The organism is Paraburkholderia sediminicola, from assembly GCF_046027825.1.
GTDB lineage: Bacteria > Pseudomonadota > Gammaproteobacteria > Burkholderiales > Burkholderiaceae > Paraburkholderia > Paraburkholderia sediminicola_D.
Genome location: NZ_JAQQDU010000036.1, coordinates 30,886 through 49,260, shown reverse-complemented (window position 1 = coordinate 49,260; position 18,375 = coordinate 30,886). Strand labels below are relative to the sequence as shown.

13 protein-coding genes and 2 pseudogenes are annotated in these 18,375 nt (G+C 60.7%); 8 read left to right on the top strand and 7 right to left on the bottom strand.

Annotated elements, in window-relative coordinates; genetic code table 11:
* Positions 1-67 precede the first annotated feature (67 nt).
* Positions 68-1,486, bottom strand: coding sequence for a sensor histidine kinase (locus PQQ96_RS20435; RefSeq protein ID WP_408295676.1), 1,419 nt, complete (start codon positions 1,484-1,486; stop codon positions 68-70).
* Positions 1,483-2,154 (bottom strand): response regulator, encoded by a 672-nt coding sequence (locus PQQ96_RS20430; RefSeq protein ID WP_408295754.1) that lies wholly within the window; start codon positions 2,152-2,154, stop codon positions 1,483-1,485. Before PQQ96_RS20430 ends, PQQ96_RS20435 begins: the two co-directional genes overlap by 4 nt.
* 139 nt (positions 2,155-2,293) lie before the next feature.
* On the opposite strand from PQQ96_RS20430, the gene PQQ96_RS20425 reads away from it, so the two are divergent.
* The 4 genes from PQQ96_RS20425 (at position 2,294) to PQQ96_RS20410 (ending at position 7,459) form a co-directional block, all read left to right on the top strand.
* On the top strand, positions 2,294-3,382 hold the full coding sequence (locus PQQ96_RS20425) for an ABC transporter substrate-binding protein (RefSeq protein ID WP_408295673.1): 1,089 nt from the start codon (positions 2,294-2,296) through the stop codon (positions 3,380-3,382).
* 100 nt (positions 3,383-3,482) lie between these two features.
* On the top strand, positions 3,483-5,252 hold the full coding sequence (locus PQQ96_RS20420) for an ABC transporter permease (protein WP_408295670.1): 1,770 nt from the start codon (positions 3,483-3,485) through the stop codon (positions 5,250-5,252).
* Positions 5,245-6,312 carry an ABC transporter ATP-binding protein gene (locus tag PQQ96_RS20415; protein WP_408295667.1) on the top strand — a complete coding sequence of 356 codons (1,068 nt, stop codon included), beginning with the start codon at positions 5,245-5,247 and terminating at the stop codon, positions 6,310-6,312. Before PQQ96_RS20420 ends, PQQ96_RS20415 begins: the two co-directional genes overlap by 8 nt.
* 70 nt (positions 6,313-6,382) lie before the next feature.
* Positions 6,383-7,459 carry a porin gene (locus tag PQQ96_RS20410; RefSeq protein ID WP_408295664.1) on the top strand — a complete coding sequence of 359 codons (1,077 nt, stop codon included), beginning with the start codon at positions 6,383-6,385 and terminating at the stop codon, positions 7,457-7,459.
* A gap of 365 nt (positions 7,460-7,824) precedes the next feature.
* On the opposite strand, the gene PQQ96_RS20405 is transcribed toward PQQ96_RS20410, so the two are convergent.
* The 3 genes and pseudogenes from PQQ96_RS20405 to PQQ96_RS20395 form a co-directional block, all read right to left on the bottom strand.
* Entirely contained in the window at positions 7,825-8,265 is a 441-nt protein-coding gene (locus PQQ96_RS20405; protein WP_408295661.1) for an ester cyclase, read from the bottom strand.
* Between the two features lie 162 nt (positions 8,266-8,427).
* Positions 8,428-8,682 (bottom strand): annotated as a pseudogene (locus PQQ96_RS20400) (DUF1269 domain-containing protein); the annotation flags it as partial.
* A gap of 312 nt (positions 8,683-8,994) precedes the next feature.
* Positions 8,995-9,897: pseudogene (locus PQQ96_RS20395) on the bottom strand (LysR family transcriptional regulator); the annotation flags it as partial.
* Positions 9,898-10,407: 510 nt separating this feature from the next.
* On the opposite strand from PQQ96_RS20395, the gene PQQ96_RS20390 reads away from it, so the two are divergent.
* Together PQQ96_RS20390 and PQQ96_RS20385 are read left to right on the top strand one after the other, a co-directional pair.
* Complete coding sequence (locus tag PQQ96_RS20390) at positions 10,408-11,478, top strand: Dyp-type peroxidase (protein ID WP_408295658.1); 1,071 nt, start codon at positions 10,408-10,410, stop codon at positions 11,476-11,478.
* Positions 11,471-12,274: a family 1 encapsulin nanocompartment shell protein gene (locus tag PQQ96_RS20385; RefSeq protein ID WP_408295655.1), complete on the top strand. Its 804-nt coding sequence runs from the start codon at positions 11,471-11,473 to the stop codon at positions 12,272-12,274. Before PQQ96_RS20390 ends, PQQ96_RS20385 begins: the two co-directional genes overlap by 8 nt.
* 37 nt (positions 12,275-12,311) lie before the next feature.
* Here the strand turns inward: PQQ96_RS20385 and atpD are convergent, their stop codons facing one another.
* Positions 12,312-13,691: a F0F1 ATP synthase subunit beta gene (gene atpD / locus PQQ96_RS20380; RefSeq protein WP_408295652.1), complete on the bottom strand. Its 1,380-nt coding sequence runs from the start codon at positions 13,689-13,691 to the stop codon at positions 12,312-12,314.
* Positions 13,692-14,113: 422 nt separating this feature from the next.
* Here atpD and PQQ96_RS20375 point away from each other — a divergent pair, with 422 nt between their 5' ends.
* Positions 14,114-15,577 (top strand): mechanosensitive ion channel, encoded by a 1,464-nt coding sequence (locus PQQ96_RS20375; RefSeq protein WP_408295649.1) that lies wholly within the window; start codon positions 14,114-14,116, stop codon positions 15,575-15,577.
* Between the two features lie 91 nt (positions 15,578-15,668).
* Here the strand turns inward: PQQ96_RS20375 and PQQ96_RS20370 are convergent, their stop codons facing one another.
* The gene (locus PQQ96_RS20370) at positions 15,669-16,658 is read right to left on the bottom strand and encodes a LysR family transcriptional regulator (protein WP_408295646.1); all 990 of its coding nucleotides are present in this window, start codon (positions 16,656-16,658) and stop codon (positions 15,669-15,671) included.
* 273 nt (positions 16,659-16,931) lie between these two features.
* On the opposite strand from PQQ96_RS20370, the gene PQQ96_RS20365 reads away from it, so the two are divergent.
* A complete protein-coding gene (locus PQQ96_RS20365; protein ID WP_408295643.1) occupies positions 16,932-18,359 on the top strand; it encodes an aminotransferase-like domain-containing protein in 1,428 nt (475 codons plus the stop codon).
* Positions 18,360-18,375: the final 16 nt, after the last annotated feature.

Sequence of the window (18,375 nt, the reverse complement as noted above, 5' to 3'; positions counted from 1 at the left end):
TGCGGTTGCGGTTGCGGTTGCGGTTGCGGTTGCGGTTGCGGTTGCGGTTGCGGTTGCGGTGTGATCATCACGCGGCCTTTAACGCCGGAAACTGCACGCTAACCACAAGCCCGCCGCCAGCCGCATCGCTCAACTCAATCAACGCGCCATGCACGCGCGCGATTTCCCGCACGATCGACAAACCCAGCCCACTCCCCTCGACGGCCTGCGTCGCTTCGCTACGATAGAACCGCTCGAACACCGCATCGCGCTCGCCGGCAGCAATCCCCGGCCCGTTATCGGTCACCTGCAGCAGCGGCTCTTCACCTTCGCATGCAACGCGCACAGTAATAACCGCCCCATCCCCCGAATAACGAATGGCGTTGTCAATCAGATTGCCGACTAGTTCCGCAAGCAGATCGCTCTGGCCCATCACATCGATACGCACGTCCTGTTCGAAGCCGAGATCGATGCCACGCGCGCGCGCCACCGGCGACCAGTCGAGCGTCACGCTGCGCGCCACTTTATGCAGCGGCACGGCGGCATGCTTGACCGCATACTCGCTGTCCGCATCGAGCCGTGAAAGCGAAAGCAGTTGCTGCACGATACGCACGGCCTGCTGCACCGCGCGATTCAGCCGCCGCAAATGCACCCCCTGCCGGCGACTGCCATTCGCGCTCTCTTCTCCACCGTCGATATCGCGCAACGCCAACTCTGACTCCGCCTGAATGACCGCAAGCGGGGTCTTCAACTGATGCGCGGCGTCGTTAAAAAAACGCCGGCGCGACAACTGCATCAACTGCGTGCGGCCGATGTACTGATTGATCGAATCGACCAGTGGCGCGACTTCGCTCGGCAAGCCGACCGTATCGAGCGGCGCGGGATCGTCTTCAGCGCGCGCCGCGACTTTGGCCGACAAGCGGTTCAGCGGCCGCAAGCCGCGCGCAACCCCCAGCCACACAATGCCGAGCGCGAGCACGACGAGCAGGAATTCCTGCTGCAACGAACCGGTCAGAATCTCGCGCGCCAACGCCTGGCGCTGCTCGATCGTTTCGCTGACCCTCACCAGCACCACACGCGTTTGCGCGCTCGGCACGTCGTGGACCGGCAGCCGCAACATCGCGATGCGTAGCGGGCGGCCACGAAACGTGCCGTCATAAAACTGCACGCTGTAGGGGTCTGCAGGCGTCTTCGTGCCTGCCGGCAGATCCGGATAGCCCGTCACCACCCGGCCGCCCTCCTCGCGGATCTGGTAGTAGATGTTGCCGCCGCCGTGCGACTCGAACATCTCCAGCGCCAGATACGGCAGATCGACTTCGATCTGCCCGTCACGCAAACGGATGCCGTCGCGTATCGAGCGCAGCGAAAACTCCAGAGTGCGATCGAAGGCCGCGTGCGCCGCGTTCATTGCGCGTTGATACGTGAGCCACGCATCGAAGGCGAGCAGCAGAAGCAATGGCAACAACAACCAGAGCGCGACGCGGACGCGCAGATTCGACCGCGTCATGCGTCCTTTGCTTCCAGCAGATAACCGAGCCCGCGCAGCGTCACGATCCCGACTGAACTGTGCTCGAGTTTCTTGCGCAAACGGTGCACATAGATCTCGATGGCGTCGGCGTTCACCGATTCGTCGAGTCCAAAGATTTTCTCCGAGAGCGTGTCCTTGTTGATCGCGCGGCCGTTGCGCAGGATCAGCACTTCGAGCACCGAACGTTCGCGCGGCGTCAACGCAAGCGGCTCGCCATCGAGCATGAAGCCGCGGTCGACGCTGTCGTAAAGCAGTGTGCCGCACTGCGCGTGCAACGGTTCCTGCCCGTGACTGCGGCGCAGCAGCGCCCGCGCACGCGCTTCGAGTTCGGTGAGCGCAAAGGGCTTGGCAAGGTAATCGTCGGCGCCGAGATCGAGGCCGCGCACGCGCTCTTCCACCGACCCATGCGCGGTCAGCATCAACACCGGCACCGCGTTGCGCCGCGCGCGCAAACGGCGCAACACTTCGAGGCCGTCGAGCTTGGGTAAACCGATATCGAGAATCACCAGCGCGTAGTCTTGCGTGCGCAAAACATGGTCGGCCGACTCGCCGTCATGCATGCAATCGACGGTGAGTTTCGCGCTGGTCAGCGCATCGGTCAGCGAGCGGGAAAGGATTGGATTGTCTTCGACGAGCAGCACACGCATAAACGGCATCCCAGGGAAATCCATGAGGCGAATTCGACCATTGTGACGCATTTCTTTCGAAAACTGAAAGCATTCAGAAAGCACGACTCTCTTACCATTCGCCTACACAAAACAAACACAATGTTTTCTGGAGGAAGACGTGCACATCTCTTTGAAGTATCTCGCCGCAGCCGTTGCATTCGCCGCAAACTCCGCATGGGCAGCCTTTCCAGCCGGTTATCCCAGCGACTATCAGGCCACCGTCGACGGGGCAAAGAAGGAAGGCAAGCTGATCGTGTATTCGGTCACGGACACCGCCCTCGTGCGCCCGCTCATCAAGGATTTTGAAAGCTTGTACGGTATCAAGGTTGAATACAACGACATGAACAGCACCGAGCTGTACAACCGCTACATCAGCGAAAACGCGGCCAGCAGCACCAGCGCCGACGTGCTGTGGAGCTCGGCGATGGACTTGCAGGTCAAGCTCGTCAACGACGGCCTGATGGCCAGCTACGAATCGCCCGAAGCGAAGCAGTTGCCGCAGTGGGCGCAGTACCAGAAACAAGCGTACGGCACCACGTATGAGCCCCTTGCGATCGTCTACAACAAGCGCCTTCTGCCGGCCGGCGAAGTGCCGCAAACCCGCGCCGATCTGATCAAGCTGCTGCAAAGCAAGCCGGATCAGTTCAAGGGCAAGGTCACCACGTATGACATCGAAAAATCCGGCGTTGGCTTCAACTATCTGACGCAAGACGTGCGCGTCAATCCGCAAGTCACGTGGGACCTCGTAAAAGCCATGGGCGCCACCGGTCCCAAGCTGCAATCGAGTACCGGCGCGATGATGGAGCGCATTTCTTCGGGTGAAAACCTGATCGGCTACAACATTCTCGGCTCGTACGCGCTCACCAAAGCGAAGAAAGACCCGTCGATTGGCTATGTCTATCCGAAGGACTACACACTGGTGGTAAGCCGTCTCGTGACGATTTCGAAGAAGGCACAAAGCCCGAACGCCGCGAAGCTGTGGGTCGATTACCTGCTGTCGCAACGCGGTCAGACCTTGCTCGCGAACCAGGCGAGCCTGTTCTCGATTCGCGCTGACGTCGAGGGTGAAACGTCGATGGCCGGTCTGACGAAGCAGCTCGGCGACTCACTCAAGCCGATCCCGATCGGCGCCGGTCTGCTGGTCTATCTCGACCAGTCCAAGCGGCTTGAATTCCTCAAGCAATGGCAACAGTCGATCAAGCGCTAAGCGTCGACTGACCTGACGGCGTCAGCGCAACAACGCGCGGACGCCACGCCTTCCTTCACTACCTGTCTATATGCGGCTTTCACGCTGCAGGGGGACCCTCATGCTTTCCACTAGCGCAACCGGACACCGCGATGCACCACCCCGCGCGGCCGACGGCGGCACGATAGGCGCGCTCCCGCGCGGCGGTCTGCAGCCGTTTGCGGGGCTGCTGCGCTGGCTCGTCGTCGCGGTGCTGACCGTCGCGGTGGCGCTGCCGCTCGGCTTCATTCTGTTCCAGAGCGTGCTGAACGCGCCGTTCTTCGACGCCAAACGCACGCTCGGTCTTGCCGGTTTCGAATTCATTTTCAGCGACCCCGACTTCTGGTCCGCGCTGAAGAACTCTTTCATCATCGCGGGCGGGATGCTGTTCATCTCGATCCCGCTCGGCGGCATTCTCGCGTTCCTGATGGTGCGCACGGACCTGCCCGGCCGCCGTTGGCTCGAACCGCTGCTGCTCACCCCCGTATTCGTTTCTCCGATGGTGCTCGCATTCGGCTATGTGGTCGCAGCCGGTCCGGTCGGCTTCTATTCGGTCTGGTGGAAGGACCTGTTCGGCGCCGCCGAAGCGCCATGGAGCGTGTACTCGATTTTCGCGATCACTGTGATCGTCGGCCTCACGCATGTGCCGCACGTGTACCTGTATTCGTCCGCGGCGCTACGCAATCTCGGCTCGGACGTGGAGGAAGCGGCGCGCGTCGCCGGTGCGCGGCCGTTCCGTGTTGCACTCGACGTGAGCCTGCCGATGACGCTGCCCGCGTTGCTGTTCGCCGGCGTACTGGTGTTCTTCCTCGGCTTCGAAGTGTTCGGCCTGCCTCTGGTACTTGGCGACCCTGAAGGACACCTCGTGCTGGCGACGTATCTGTACAAGCTCACGAATAAGCTCGGCGTGCCCTCGTATCACCTGATGGCCGCGGTCGCCGTGTGCATCGTCGCGATCACGTTTCCGCTCGTGCTGCTGCAACGACGCTTGCTGAAGAGCGCGAACCGCTTCGTCACGGTCAAGGGCAAGGCGGGACGTCAAACCGTGCTGCCGCTCGGCGCATGGCGTTGGGTTGCGCTGGCGATCGTCGCGCTGTGGCTGCTGCTCACGGTCTTCGTGCCGCTCTCCGGTATCACGCTGCGCGCGTTCGTCACCAACTGGGGCGAAGGCGTGAACCTGGCCGAAGTGCTAACGCTCGCCAATTTCACCGAGTTGTTCGAACAGGACAACCTGGTCCGCGCGATTCTCAATACGCTCGGCATCGGTGTGATCGGCGGCGCACTTGCCATGGGCTTCTATTCGTTGGTGGCATTTGCGGGTCATCGCCGCAACGACTGGGCGACGCGCCTGCTCGACTACCTCGTGCTGCTGCCGCGTGCGGTGCCCGGCCTGCTCGCCGGTCTCGCGTTCCTGTGGATCTTTCTCTTCGTGCCGGGCCTGAAGGAACTGAAGAACTCCATGTGGAGCATCTGGATCGCGTACACGGTCGTGTGGCTCGCGTACGGCATGCGCCTGATTCAAAGCGCACTGCTGCAAGTCGGTCCCGAACTCGAAGAAGCAGGACGCAGCGTCGGTGCCACCCGCGCGCGCGTCAGTCTCGACGTCACGCTGCCGCTCGTGCGTTTCGGTCTGCTCGCGGTATGGCTCCTGATCTTCATGATCTTCGAGCGCGAATACTCGACCGCGGTCTATCTCCTCTCGCCCGGCACGGAAGTGATTGGCGCGCTACTGGTGTCGCTGTGGGCGACCGGCGCGGTCGATCAGGTCGCGGCGCTTTCTGTCATCAACATCGCGATGGTCGGCGTCGGACTCGGCGTCGCCCTGCGCTTCGGAGTGAAATTGCATGGATAAGCTCTCGGTCGACAACCTGTTTCTCAGCTATGGCGACAACCCGATTCTGAAGGGCGTGTCGTTCGAACTGAACCCCGGCGAAGTGGTGTGCCTGCTGGGCGCATCGGGCAGCGGCAAGACCACGCTGCTGCGCGCCGTCGCGGGACTCGAGCAACCCTCATCGGGCCGTATCGAACTCGACGGCAAGGTGTTCTTCGACGGTGCGGCCCACGTCGACCTGCCGGTCGAGCAACGTTCGCTCGGTCTCGTGTTTCAGTCGTATGCGTTGTGGCCGCATCGTACCGTGGCGGACAACGTCGGCTATGGGTTGAAGTTGCGGCGCGTGTCGGCCGCCGAGCAGAAAGAGCGCGTGCAGTCTGCGCTCGACCAGCTCGGTCTCGGTCATCTCGCCGCGCGCTACCCGTATCAGCTTTCCGGCGGTCAGCAACAGCGTGTGGCGATTGCGCGGGCGCTGGTCTACAACCCGCCCGTCATTCTGCTCGACGAACCGCTGTCGAACCTCGACGCCAAGCTGCGTGAAGAAGCGCGTGCCTGGTTGCGCGAACTGATCGTTTCGTTGGGTCTGTCCGCGTTGTGCGTCACGCACGACCAGACCGAAGCAATGGCGATGTCCGACCGCATCCTGCTCTTGCGCAACGGCCGCATTGAACAGGAAGGCACGCCCGCCGAACTGTATGGCGCGCCCCGCTCGCTTTACACCGCCGAGTTCATGGGCAGCAATAACCGGATCGACGCGCGCGTGGCCGCGGTCGACGGCGAACGCGTGACGCTGGCCGGCGACGGTTGGCAATTGCAAGCCCAGGCGCGCGAAGCGCTCACCACCGGGCAAAACGCGCAGGCCGTGATTCGCCTCGAGCGCGTACAGGTCGCCGATGGCCCGGGCGCAAACCGCCTCGAGGCCGACCTCATCACCTCGATGTACCTCGGCGACCGTTGGGAATACCTGTTCCATTGCGGCGATCTGCGCCTGCGCGCCTTCGGCCACGTGCCGCGCGCGGCCGGCCGTCACTGGATCGAATTTCCCGCCAACGACTGCTGGGCCTTCGCACAGGCGAGCTAACCCGCGTCGATGGACATGGCAGCACCGTATCGCCCACCGAAGTAAAAAAACCAACCACAGGAGACTGTTGATGAAGCGGAGTATGACGAAGGCAACCCTTGGCATAACGTGCGCCGGCCTCGCCGGATTTGCCGCAACGGTGCATGCACAATCGAGCGTGACCTTGTACGGCATTGTCGATGCAGGCATCGAATACGTGAATCACGCGAGCAAGGACGGCAGCGCCACGCGTCTCGTCTCGGGCGGCAAGAACACGTCGCGCTGGGGCCTGCGTGGTGTCGAGAACCTTGGCGGTGGACTGAAGGCCATCTTCCAGTTGGAAAGCGGCATCAACATCGCGAACGGCCAGTTCGACGACAGCACCGGCGCGATCTTCGATCGCCGCGCCACGATCGGCCTGAAAAACCGCTTCGGTCAAATCACGCTCGGCCGCAATTTCACGACCACCTACGACTACATGCTGCAGTTCGACCCGATGGGTTACGCGCCGAACTATTCGTGGGCGACGTCATCCACCGCAACGGGGGGGCGTAAAGACGGTCTGTTCTCGCGTTCGGCTAACGCCGTGCGCTATGACGGCACCTTCTCCGGTTTCAAATTCGGCGCCCTGTACGGCTTCGGCAACGTGCCGGGCAGCATGAAATCGAGCTCCAAGTACGACTTCGGTCTGGGCTACGAGAACGGTCCGTTCGCCGTTGTCGCGACATTCGACCGGCAGAATGGCGCCAACGACAGCGTGACGCCTGCGGACACCACCAACTACATTCAAGGCATTCACGCCGGCTTGAGCTACGACTTCGGCACGGTGAAGGCGATGGCCGGGTATCGCAACTATCGGCGCACCTTCCATACCGCCGCGCCGACGCTGCGTAGCGATATGTATTGGCTTGGCGGTCAGTACGACGTCACGCCTTTCTTCTCGCTGTTTGGTGCCGTCTACCACCAGGACATCAAGGACGCGAGCGACGCCGATCCGACGCTGTTCTCGTTGCGCGCACAGTACGCGCTGTCGAAGCGGACTGTGCTGTATATGGCGGGCGGTTATGCGATGGCCAAGCACGACAATGCGGTCAGCCTGTCGCGTGATCTGACCGGCGCGGCCGATACGCAAACGGGTGTGACGGCGGGTATTCAACACCGGTTCTGAAGCGTCTGGAACGGATGAAACATCCAGAACGGCAAAGCATCCAGAACGGAGCGAGGCGCGGTAAAGGTTGATCCTTCGCCGCGCCTCGCCCTTCTGCTTTTAGATAGATTCAGGCAATCCAATGGCCTAGAATGAACCCATCAATCGGCGAAACGATAGTGAGGAATGCCATGTCACCAGTCAGCCATGATGCAAGCCGCGATACCCGTAGAACGTTTCGCAGCGGCCTTTTATGGTTCATTGGATTGTGGGTGCTCGGCGTCGCCGGGACGGCACTACTCGTGCTGCCGTTTCATCTTCTGGTCGCTGCAGCCATGCATCATTAGCCTAACGCTTTCCCTCATGCCTTTGCGACCGGAAGTCACTCAAGGCCGTTCAAGCGTTGGGGGTAACTGTCCAATTTGTCGGAACACCGATAGCCAGTCCTCGAGGTGCCACGTCTTCTCAATCAAACTTCCGCGCATCTGGTGAAAAGAGTGAATCGCGAAACTGATGTGTTTGGAACTTGCCGCAATGCCAAGTAGCGCCCCGGTCTGAGTACCACTGATCTCCGCGCGAACGCCCGCCCGGTCGTCATGAATCAGCACGTCGAGAATGGTGATTTTCATATCCGGCAGCGCTGTGGCGATGTTCGCGAATATTGGAATCATCTGGTCGGGTCCCGGCGCTGCCCCGGGAGGCTCCGGAATATATTCCCAATCAGGCGTGACGACCGTTCGTAACAACGCGACGTCTCTCTGCTCGACGGCGCGATAGAACCCTTCAATCGTTTGACGCGTGATGCCTTCTTGACCAGGCAGGGTCATGGTCGGTTACTCCTGAACAATGCTCACGGCAACGATGGGGACCGAACCATCCAGCACGGATGCCTGCCTCACCGTCGTCAGCGGGCCGTTAAATGGCATCCGTTTGGCTTGCTCTGAAGTCTACCGCGATGCGTGTTCACGCGCTCCGCTCCGTGCTCGTGATCAGGGAAACGGTTTGCGAAATACGTGTCCGCCATAGCCGAGCACAATATTATCGACTTCAAACGGCGACGCTTCCTGCGCCTCGAGGATGAATGCCACGCTGCCGGGGCTGAGTTTGCTGGATATCGAATCGACCAGATCGCTGTCGAGTGCGTCCTTGATTGCATGCTCTGCCAGCCCACCACTTGCCCCTATCGTGAAGCCAAGTGCCGCCCCTACCGGACCGCCAAGCATCCCGATCAAACCGCCCGTTAGTGCGCCGATCACTGTCCCCCAAAACGGTCGAGTTTGCTTGTCGAGCAAGATCAGTTTGCCCGTGGTGTCCTTTTGAACCAGCACACCGCTCGCGACTTTGAAACCAAGGTCTTTTTCCTCAAAATTCCTGAAATCCCGACCTGCTCTTTCAGCGACGTCAACGCTGTCGAAAACCGCGACGATCAACTCCTGCGCCATGAGATAACTCCTCGTATCGCTAACGTTGTCTATCAAAGATAGTGATTTTCGTAGCGCACGCCATTTTTTTATTTCCGATTCATGGTATCGGTCGAGGTCAGAATCGACCGCCGCGTGCGCTCTGACGAGAATTTCCGGCATGCAACTGTTTAGCATCGACACGATCATCCGTACCCGTGTGGGTATCTGCCGTTGTGTCTGGCTCAGCAGGTTCAGTTCGAATGGCGGCAGATCGAAACCCGGCAGTATTTGCACCAGCCTGCCCTCCGCGAGCGCAGCGACGCAGGCCGGCTCTTCCAGCACCCCGATGCCCACTCCCGAGAGGATCATTTCATACATGGGCCGCCAATGACTCGTCTTGATCGCGGTACGGATCGGCGCGTTCTCCACGACGGTCGCCATGCGTCTGAGCGGCAACTGGTCCGTGCCGAACATGCCCTGGACCCGAATGAACGCGTGTTTGACCAGCTCAGACGGCTCCGTGATCGGACCGTGCTGCCTCAAATAGCCAGGCGCCGCAACGAGAACACGCCCAATCTGACCAAGCTGGCGGGCAACAAATGCCCCTTCTCCGAGCGGCCCAAGACGAAACGAAATGTCTACGCCTTCCGTTACGAGGTCGACGACCCTGTCGTTCAGGACCAGTTCCAGATCCACTTGTGGATAGCTTGCGTGCACCAGCTTCAACGCTTCCGGCACAACAGTCTCGCCAAAGCAGTGAGGAGCCGCGATCCGAATCGTTCCTTTGAGGTTCTGCTCGTCGTTCGACACTTCAGCCACCGCCTGCTCCACGGCGTGCAGAATCCTCTTGCTGCACTCGTAGAAGGTGACGCCTTCGGGCGTGCGATTGAACGCGCGTGCACTCCGGCGCAGAAGCCGACAGCCAAGGTATTTCTCAAGCCGATCAAGGCGTTCGCTTGCGGCCGGCTGCCCGATATTGAGGTCCCTTGCCGCACCGGAGATACTCCCACGCTCAACCACCCTGACATAGATGCGCATGGCTTCGAGCAGATTCACAGTGCCGCTTCGGCTTTTACGCCGATCTCGCGTAAATCGAACGTCGACACGTGATACCGATCAAGCCAATCTTCCATGCTCTCGCTCCAATTGCAAACCTTGCGTGAAAAAAGCCTTGGCGTGAGGAAAATCAGGCGGGGCGGCCGCTGGATAACCGGATGGTAACGATGTGACAGGAGAATAAAAAGCCGCAAAGCCCGATATGAAGTATCGAAAGAGAGGAACGGATTTACGACAGAATAATGTCGAACCTTATCGGCACCCGATCTCGTTTGACGCCGCTCGACACGTTATCGACGGGCGCACGCGAAACTCGACCTGGTCGCCAATCCGACTCCAGCACGCCGCATTCGAACTCATCCAAAGCCGTTGCACGGTTTCCATAAAGTGCCAGGTCGGTATAACATCTCCGGACGCAGTGAACGTCAACAATGTCATATGTCATCTGTCATTGCGCGCCTCTTACGTTCCACTCCCGAAATCAGTCACGGTTTATCCATAATCAATCCGATGCCTAAAGACAACCCGGACATCCCAGACACACCAGAATCGCAAGCCGTCTGTAATGACATTACGCGTAGCGCGATCTTCATCGTCGCGACTGTTGCGAGTGGCCACGATCCAGCCGAAAAAGTGCGCGACTGGTGCTCGGACGTTGCGGCTCTCGTGCGCGCGGTCGGCAAGCGCGTCCCCTCCGGCAACCTGTCCTGTGTTGTCGGCTTCGGCTCCGATGTGTGGGACACCCTGTTCGGCGCCCCGCGCCCGACGGGCCTGCACCCGTTTCGCGAATTCGGCGAGGGCGAACGCCGCGCGGTGAGCACGCCGGGCGATCTGCTGCTGCACATCCGCGCGGATCAGATGGATCTTTGCTTCGAGCTCGCCACGCAGCTAATCGGACGGCTCGGCGATGCGGTTTCGGTGGTCGACGAAGTGCATGGCTTTCGCAATTTCGATCTGCGCAGCATGGTGGGCTTCGTCGACGGCACCGAGAATCCGGTGGGTCGTGAAGCCGTCGATTTCACCCGCATCGGCGACGAGGATGCGGCGTTCGAGGCTGGCAGTTATGTGATCGTGCAGAAGTACCTGCATGACATGACCGGCTGGAACGCGCTTTCCGTCGAGACCCAGGAGCGCATTATCGGCCGCACGAAGCTGGCCGACATCGAACTCGACGCAGCGGTCAAACCGTCGTGTTCGCACAGCTCGCTCACCACGCTCACCGAGAACGGCGAGGAAGTAAAAATCCTCCGTGACAACATGCCATTCGGCCGCCCCGGCATGGGCGAGTTCGGCACCTTCTTCATCGGCTATGCCCGTTCGCCCGAGCCGATCGAGCAGATGATGGAGAACATGTTCGTCGGGCGGCCGCCGGGCAACTACGACCGGCTGCTCGACTACAGCCGCGCGGTCACGGGCTGCCTCTTCTTCGTGCCGTCGGCCACGTTGCTCGAAGCGCTCGCAGATCGCGATCCGCAAGCCGCCGTTGTCGAGCAACAGGCCGACACGTCTTCGTCCACCGAGCCGCGTCACGACGGCTCGCTGAATATTGGCTCTCTCAAGGGAATCTCCCAACATGAATAATCTGCATCGCGAGCTTGCCCCCATCTCCCGCGCCGCCTGGTCGCAGATCGAAGACGAAGTGGCGCGCACGTTCAAGCGCAGCGTCGCCGGCCGTCGCGTGGTTGACGTCAAGGGCCCAGGCGGAACGGAACTGTCCGGCGTCGGCACGGGGCACCAGATCGCAATCGCCGCGCCGCAGGAGGGCGTCGTGGCAAAACTGGCCGAGGTCAAGAGCCTCGTCCAGTTGACCGTGCCGTTCGAACTGCAACGCAAAGCGATCGACAGCGTTGTGCGCGGCGCGAAAGATGCCGACTGGCAGCCCGCAAAGGAGGCAGCAAAACAGCTCGCCTATGCCGAAGATCGTGCGATCTTCGATGGATATAAGGCTGCGGGCATTGACGGCATTCGCGAAGGCTCGTCGAATCCGACGCTCGCGCTGCCGGCCGACGTCAGCGACTATCCGAACACGATTAGTAACGCGCTCGAAGAGCTGCGGCTTGCCGGCGTCGACGGGCCCTACTCCGTGCTGCTCGGCGCCGATGCGTACACGGCGCTCGGCGAGGCACGCGATCAGGGCTATCCGGTGATCGAGCACATCAAGCGGATCGTGAATGGCGACATCATCTGGGCGCCCGCGCTCACCGGCGGCAGCGTGCTCTCCACGCGCGGCGGCGACTTCGAGTTACACATTGGCGAAGAGCTGTCGATCGGTTATGAGAGCCATACCGATACCGTCGTACGCCTCTATCTGTGCGAGACGCTGACATTCCTGATGCTGACGAGCGAAGCCTCGGTGTCGCTCACGCAAGCAGAATAAGGCGAGCAGAATCAGCGCATGACTATGCGCTGATTCACTACTGCATCTTCTTGGCCTTTTCGAAGGCTTCGTCGATCGTGCCTACCATGTAGAACGCCTGCTCCGGCAGGCTATCGCACTCGCCATCGACGATCATCTTGAAGCCGCGGATCGTTTCCTTCAACGAGACATATTTGCCGGGCGTGCCCGTGAATATTTCCGCGACGTGAAACGGTTGCGACAGGAAACGCTGGATCTTACGCGCGCGCGCCACAGCGAGCTTGTCTTCCGGCGCCAGTTCATCCATACCCAGAATCGCGATAATGTCGCGCAGTTCCTTGTAGCGCTGCAGCGTTTGCTGCACGCTGCGCGTGATTGCGTAGTGCTCTTGACCAATCACGTTCGGGTCGATCTGCCGCGAGGTCGAATCGAGCGGGTCGACTGCCGGGTAGATCCCCAATGACGCGATGTCACGCGACAGCACGACGGTTGCGTCCAGGTGGCCGAACGTCGTCGCCGGCGACGGGTCGGTCAAGTCATCCGCTGGGACGTACACGGCCTGAACCGACGTGATCGAACCGGTCTTGGTCGACGTAATCCGCTCTTGCAGCTTTCCCATTTCTTCAGCCAGTGTCGGCTGATAGCCCACTGCCGACGGCATACGGCCGAGCAGTGCCGACACTTCCGTGCCGGCCAGCGTGAACCGGTAGATGTTGTCGACGAAGAACAGCACGTCGAGACCTTCGTCACGGAAATACTCCGCGATCGTCAGACCGGTCAGCGCGACGCGCAGACGGTTGCCCGGCGGCTCGTTCATCTGGCCGTACACCAGCGTCACCTTGTCGAGAACGTTCGAATCCTTCATCTCATGATAGAAGTCGTTCCCCTCACGGGTACGCTCGCCCACACCGGCAAACACGGAATAACCACCGTGTTCCTTCGCGATGTTGTTGATGAGCTCCATCATGTTCACGGTCTTACCCACACCGGCGCCACCGAACAGGCCAACCTTACCGCCCTTAGCAAACGGGCAGATCAGGTCGATCACCTTGATGCCGGTTTCGAGCAGTTCCGTCGACGGCGATAGTTCCTCGAACGGCGGCGCCTTCTGGTGGATCGAACGCGTGTGCTCGCTGTCGATCGGCCCTGCTTCATCAATCGGACGGCCTAGCACGTCCATGATGCGGCCGAGGGTGGCCTTCCCGACGGGCACCGAGATCGGGCGACCGGTGTTTTTCACTATCAGGCCGCGGCGCAGGCCATCCGAAGAACCCAGGCAGATGGTGCGGACCACGCCGTCGCCCAACTGCTGCTGGACTTCAAGCGTCAGATCCGAACCTTCCAGAACGAGCGCGTCATAGACCTTGGGAATTTCCCCTGGCGGGAACTGAACGTCGATCACCGCGCCGATGCATTGCACGATTTTGCCTTCAACCATTGCTATGCCTCATCACGTTCGTTGGGATTAAATGAACATTCTGCGAATACCGGCAGCCTGGCGGACGGGTTCCTCTACCCACCAAAGATAGCGATTTTCCTCAAAGTCGCCACACGGCCATTTCCGATTCCTACTATCGGTTGGGGGAAGTCATACCCAGATCGATAGCTGGGTAAACTGGGAGATAGCATAAACTGATATTCAGAATCGGAGTGCACCGGGATGCTTCAGGTCTGCGAATTACTCGATAATTAAATCAAAGTGGACTTGCGCGGAAAGCCGCAAACGAATTGCAAGACGTTCATGTCGTCGTGTTGTTCAGGTCGGGCGCGTATCTACGCCAAATAGTCGACCGCTTCCGCCAGTCAGGCCGAATGCGTGCGGTCTTTTCATCGGGTTTTGCCACTCCACGAGAAAGAAAAATGGAACCATCCAACTTCGCTATGGCCTTTCCCGCCTCGCTCGGGGCGTATCTACCGCGGATCGCGGCTGCCATCGGCATCCTGATTGTCGGCTGGCTGATCGCCGTGCTGGTGCGCGCGGGCGTGCGCAAATTGCTCGCCATGCTGAAAATCGACGAGCGCATTGCCGAAAACGCCGGGCAAGGTGCATTCGTCGAACAACTGATTTCGGGCGGTTTGTTCTGGCTGGTGCTGCTTGTCACCGCAGTCGGCATCTTCAATGCGCTGAATCTCTACTCCGTCTCCGGTCCGCTCTCGCAACTCCTCGCGCAGATCGTGAGCTATCTGCCTAACCTGATTGGCGGCGCCGTGTTGGCGCTGATCGCATGGCTGATTGCCCTGGTATTGCGGGGTCTCGCACGCCGTGCGCTCAAGGCCGGAAAATTCGACGAAAGGCTGTCCGCGAATGCGGACGTGAAGCCAACCAGCGGTTACCTGTGCGATGTCCTGTTCTGGCTTGTCATCCTGATGTTTCTGCCGGCGATCCTGTCCGCGTTCGCCCTGTCCGGCCTGCTTGCACCCGTGCAGGGCATGATAAACAGGCTGCTGGACATCGTCCCGAACCTGTTCGCCGCGATCGTGATTGGTTTCGTGGGCTGGATCGTCGCGCGCGTGCTGCGTGGCCTCGTCACGAACCTGCTCAATGCGGCTGGCGCGGATCGCCTCCCGCAGGAGGTCGGGAGCCCGACGCCCGTCAAGCTGTCGAGTCTGGCGGGGACCCTGGTCTATCTGTTCGTGTTTGTACCGACGCTGATCTCCGCGCTCGACGCGCTGCGGATCGATGCGATCTCACGCCCGGCGACCGATATGCTCAACGAGTTTTTCGGCGCTATTCCGGACCTGATCGCCGCTATCGTCATCCTGCTTGTCACGTTTTACGTTGCACGCTTTCTCGCCGCACTCGCGCAGAAGGTCCTTAGGACTGCAGGCGCCGATACGCTGCCTGGATTGCTTGGCGTAGGCCACGTGTTTACCGGGATGTTGCAGCCCTCGGTGCTGGCGGGACGCCTGATTGTGTTCTTCGCCATGCTCTTCGCCGTGGTCGAAGCCGCGAATCGTCTGGGCTTCTCTCAGGTGCGCGACGTCGTGACGTTGTTCATCGAATTCGGCGGGCACGTGTTCATGGGCGCGGTGATTCTTATCATCGGCTTCTGGCTCGCCGATCTTGCCCGCCGCCTGATTCAGCAGGCCGACGGTGAACACAGCGTCCTGTTCGCGCGGATCGCGCAGTTTGCGATTCTCGGGCTGGTGTTCGCAATGGGCCTTCACGCCATGGGCATTGCGAACGAGATCGTCCAGCTCGCCTTCGGACTCGTACTCGGCGCGATTGCGGTGGCCGTTGCGCTGTCGTTCGGCCTGGGTGGTCGCGAAGCGGCCGGCAAACTGCTCGATCGCTGGATCAACGGCCGGGAAGACAAAGCCTGACCCGCCGCTCCACGTCGTTTCGGCCGGACCTTGGTCACGCTTGCCGAGACCGGCCAGGACTACACTTCTCGCGACTACCGTCGTTGCAGGTTCAAGCCTGCAACGACGGTTTCAGAAGTGCGGACACCTCTTCATCGGGCAGTCCTTCAAAGCGACCTGCCACTTCGCCGCAGTCGACGTGCACTCTCTCCAGGATATCCGAAGTGCACTTTCTTAACATCGTCACAAGCATCCTTACCCGTGGCGGCACTGGACGTTGCGCCTGGATCAGTACATTCAGATCGAAGGGCAACACCTCGAATTCCGGCAGTATGCGCACGAGCCGGCCATCGGCTAGCGCATCGACGCACGCCGGCTCTTCCAGCACCCCGATGCCGACGCCCGAGAGGATCATTTCATACATGGGCCGCCAATGACTCGTCTTGATCGCGGTACGGATCGGCGCGCTCTCCACGACGGTCGCCATGTGCCTGAGCGGCAACTGCTCCGTGCCAAACATGCCCTGGACCCGGATAAACGCGTGTTTGACCAGCTCAGACGGCTCCGTGATCGGACCGTGCTGGTTCAGATAGCCAGGCGCTGCAACGAGAACACGCCCGACCTGGCCAAGCTGACGGGCAATGAATGCCCCTTCTCCGAGCTGACCCAGACGAAACGAAATGTCCACGCCCTCCGTCACGAGGTCAACGATCCGGTCGTTCAGGACCAGTTCCAGATCCAGTTGCGGATAGGCCGCACGCACCAGCGTCAACGCCTCCGGCACGACCGTCTCGCCAAAGCAGTGAGGGGCCGCGATACGAATCGTTCCCTTCAGATCCTGCTCGTCGCTCGACACTTCAGCGACCGCCTGCTCCACGGCCTGCAGAATCCGCTTGCTACGCTCATAAAAGGTGAGACCTTCGGGCGTGCAATTGAAAGCGCGTGCGCTGCGCAGCAGGAGCCGGCAACCAAGGTACTTCTCGAGCCGCTCGATGCGTTCGCTTGCGGCCGGCTGCCCGATATTGAGGTCCCTCGCCGCGCCGGAAATACTCTCTCGCTCAACCACCCTGACGTATATACGCATGGCTTCTAGCAGATTCATTGTGACTAACCTCCCTGTGCGCCATTCACGCGCAACTCAAACCAACCGTTGCGCGTTGAAAGATCCCAACGAGGGGACCTGGCAATGTTCATTCGATGGAGTCAAGGTTAAGGCTGGGCCATCAGTCGCAGAGTGCACACATCGGGCCGGCTCGGGTCAGTACAGTTCTGCTACGACGCCGGCGCCAGGTGGCAGCATGGCGACGCGAGCGCGTGTCGACCACGGGAGAGGCCGGTACAATTTACCGCAGCAAAACGCCAGGGGAATCGTCCGATGAATCTGTATGACAAACTTGCAGACGATATCGAGAAGCTGATCCGGCAAGGCGTGTACGGCCATGGCGAACGCCTGCCATCGGTACGGCAGACCAGCCAGCAGCATCGGCTCAGCGTGACGACCGTGATCCGCGCCTATTTGCTGCTCGAAAGCCGTGGCCTGCTAACGGCCCGGCCCCAGTCGGGCTATTTCATCAACTTCCGGGGCGACGGCGGCGAACGGAAAACGCTCGAGCTCCGGCCATCGAAACCGATTCCGATATCGTCGCCGGTGGACGTCAGCCGGTTGGTGCTTTCCACCTTGCGCTCGATCGGTGTCGACGATGCGGTGCCGCTCGGTTCGCCCTACCCTGACCCGGGTCTCTTTCCCTTCGAAAAGCTCAACCGTTACGCTTACGATGCGGGCCGCGGCAAGACGCGGTGGGGCGTGACGGACGCGCTCCCGCCCGGCAATGCGGCACTCGTGCGCCAGATCGCGCGTCGCTACCTCGAGAACGGCATGGCCGTCGATCCGAACGAGATCATCATCACGGTCGGCGCGACGGAGGCGATCAATCTGTGCCTTCAGGCGGTCGCCAAGCCAGGCGACGTGATCGCTGTCGAGTCCCCGACGTTCTACGCGATGCTGCATGCAATCGAGCGGATGGGCATGAAAGCGATCGAGGTGTCGACGCATCCGGAGCACGGCATCGACATTGAGGCGCTTGCCGCCATCATGGATTCGCAGACCATCACCGCCTGCATGGTCATGCCGAACTTCCAGAATCCGCTGGGTTTTCTGATGCCCGACGAACGCAAGCGCGAACTCGTGGAACTCCTGACGAAGCGGAACATTCCGGTCATCGAGAACGGTGTCTACAACGAGCTTCACTATGACAGCACGCACCCGAGCACGTTAAAGTCCTTCGACACGAAGGGGCTCGTGCTTCATTGCGGTTCTTTCTCGAAGACGCTCACGGCAGCCTACCGGATTGGGTGGGCGCTGCCGGGCCGTTATCGCGATCAGGTCGAGAAACTCAAGTTTCTGAACACGCTGACTTCTCCGTCGATTCCGCAAATGGCGATTGCGGAATTCCTTGAACGCGACGGTTACGAGCATCACCTGCGAAGGGTTCGCAAGGCGTATGCACAGCAGGCTAATCTGATGAAGGCAACCGTCTCGCGGTTCTTTCCTGAAGGGACGCGCATGTCCAACCCTGCGGGCGGCTACGTGCTGTGGATCGAACTGCCGGCCAAGGTCGATGCGATGCGGCTCTACAAGCTCGCTCTCGACCAGGGTATCACCATCGGACCCGGCTACATGTTCTCGGTCTCGGAGACGACCTATCGGAATTTCATCCGCCTCAACTACAGCAGCCCCTGGTCGAGTGAAATCGAGCAGGCGGTGATTACCGTGGGCAAGCTTGTCTCGATGTGCGCCCGTTAGCGGCACGTTGGCCGCT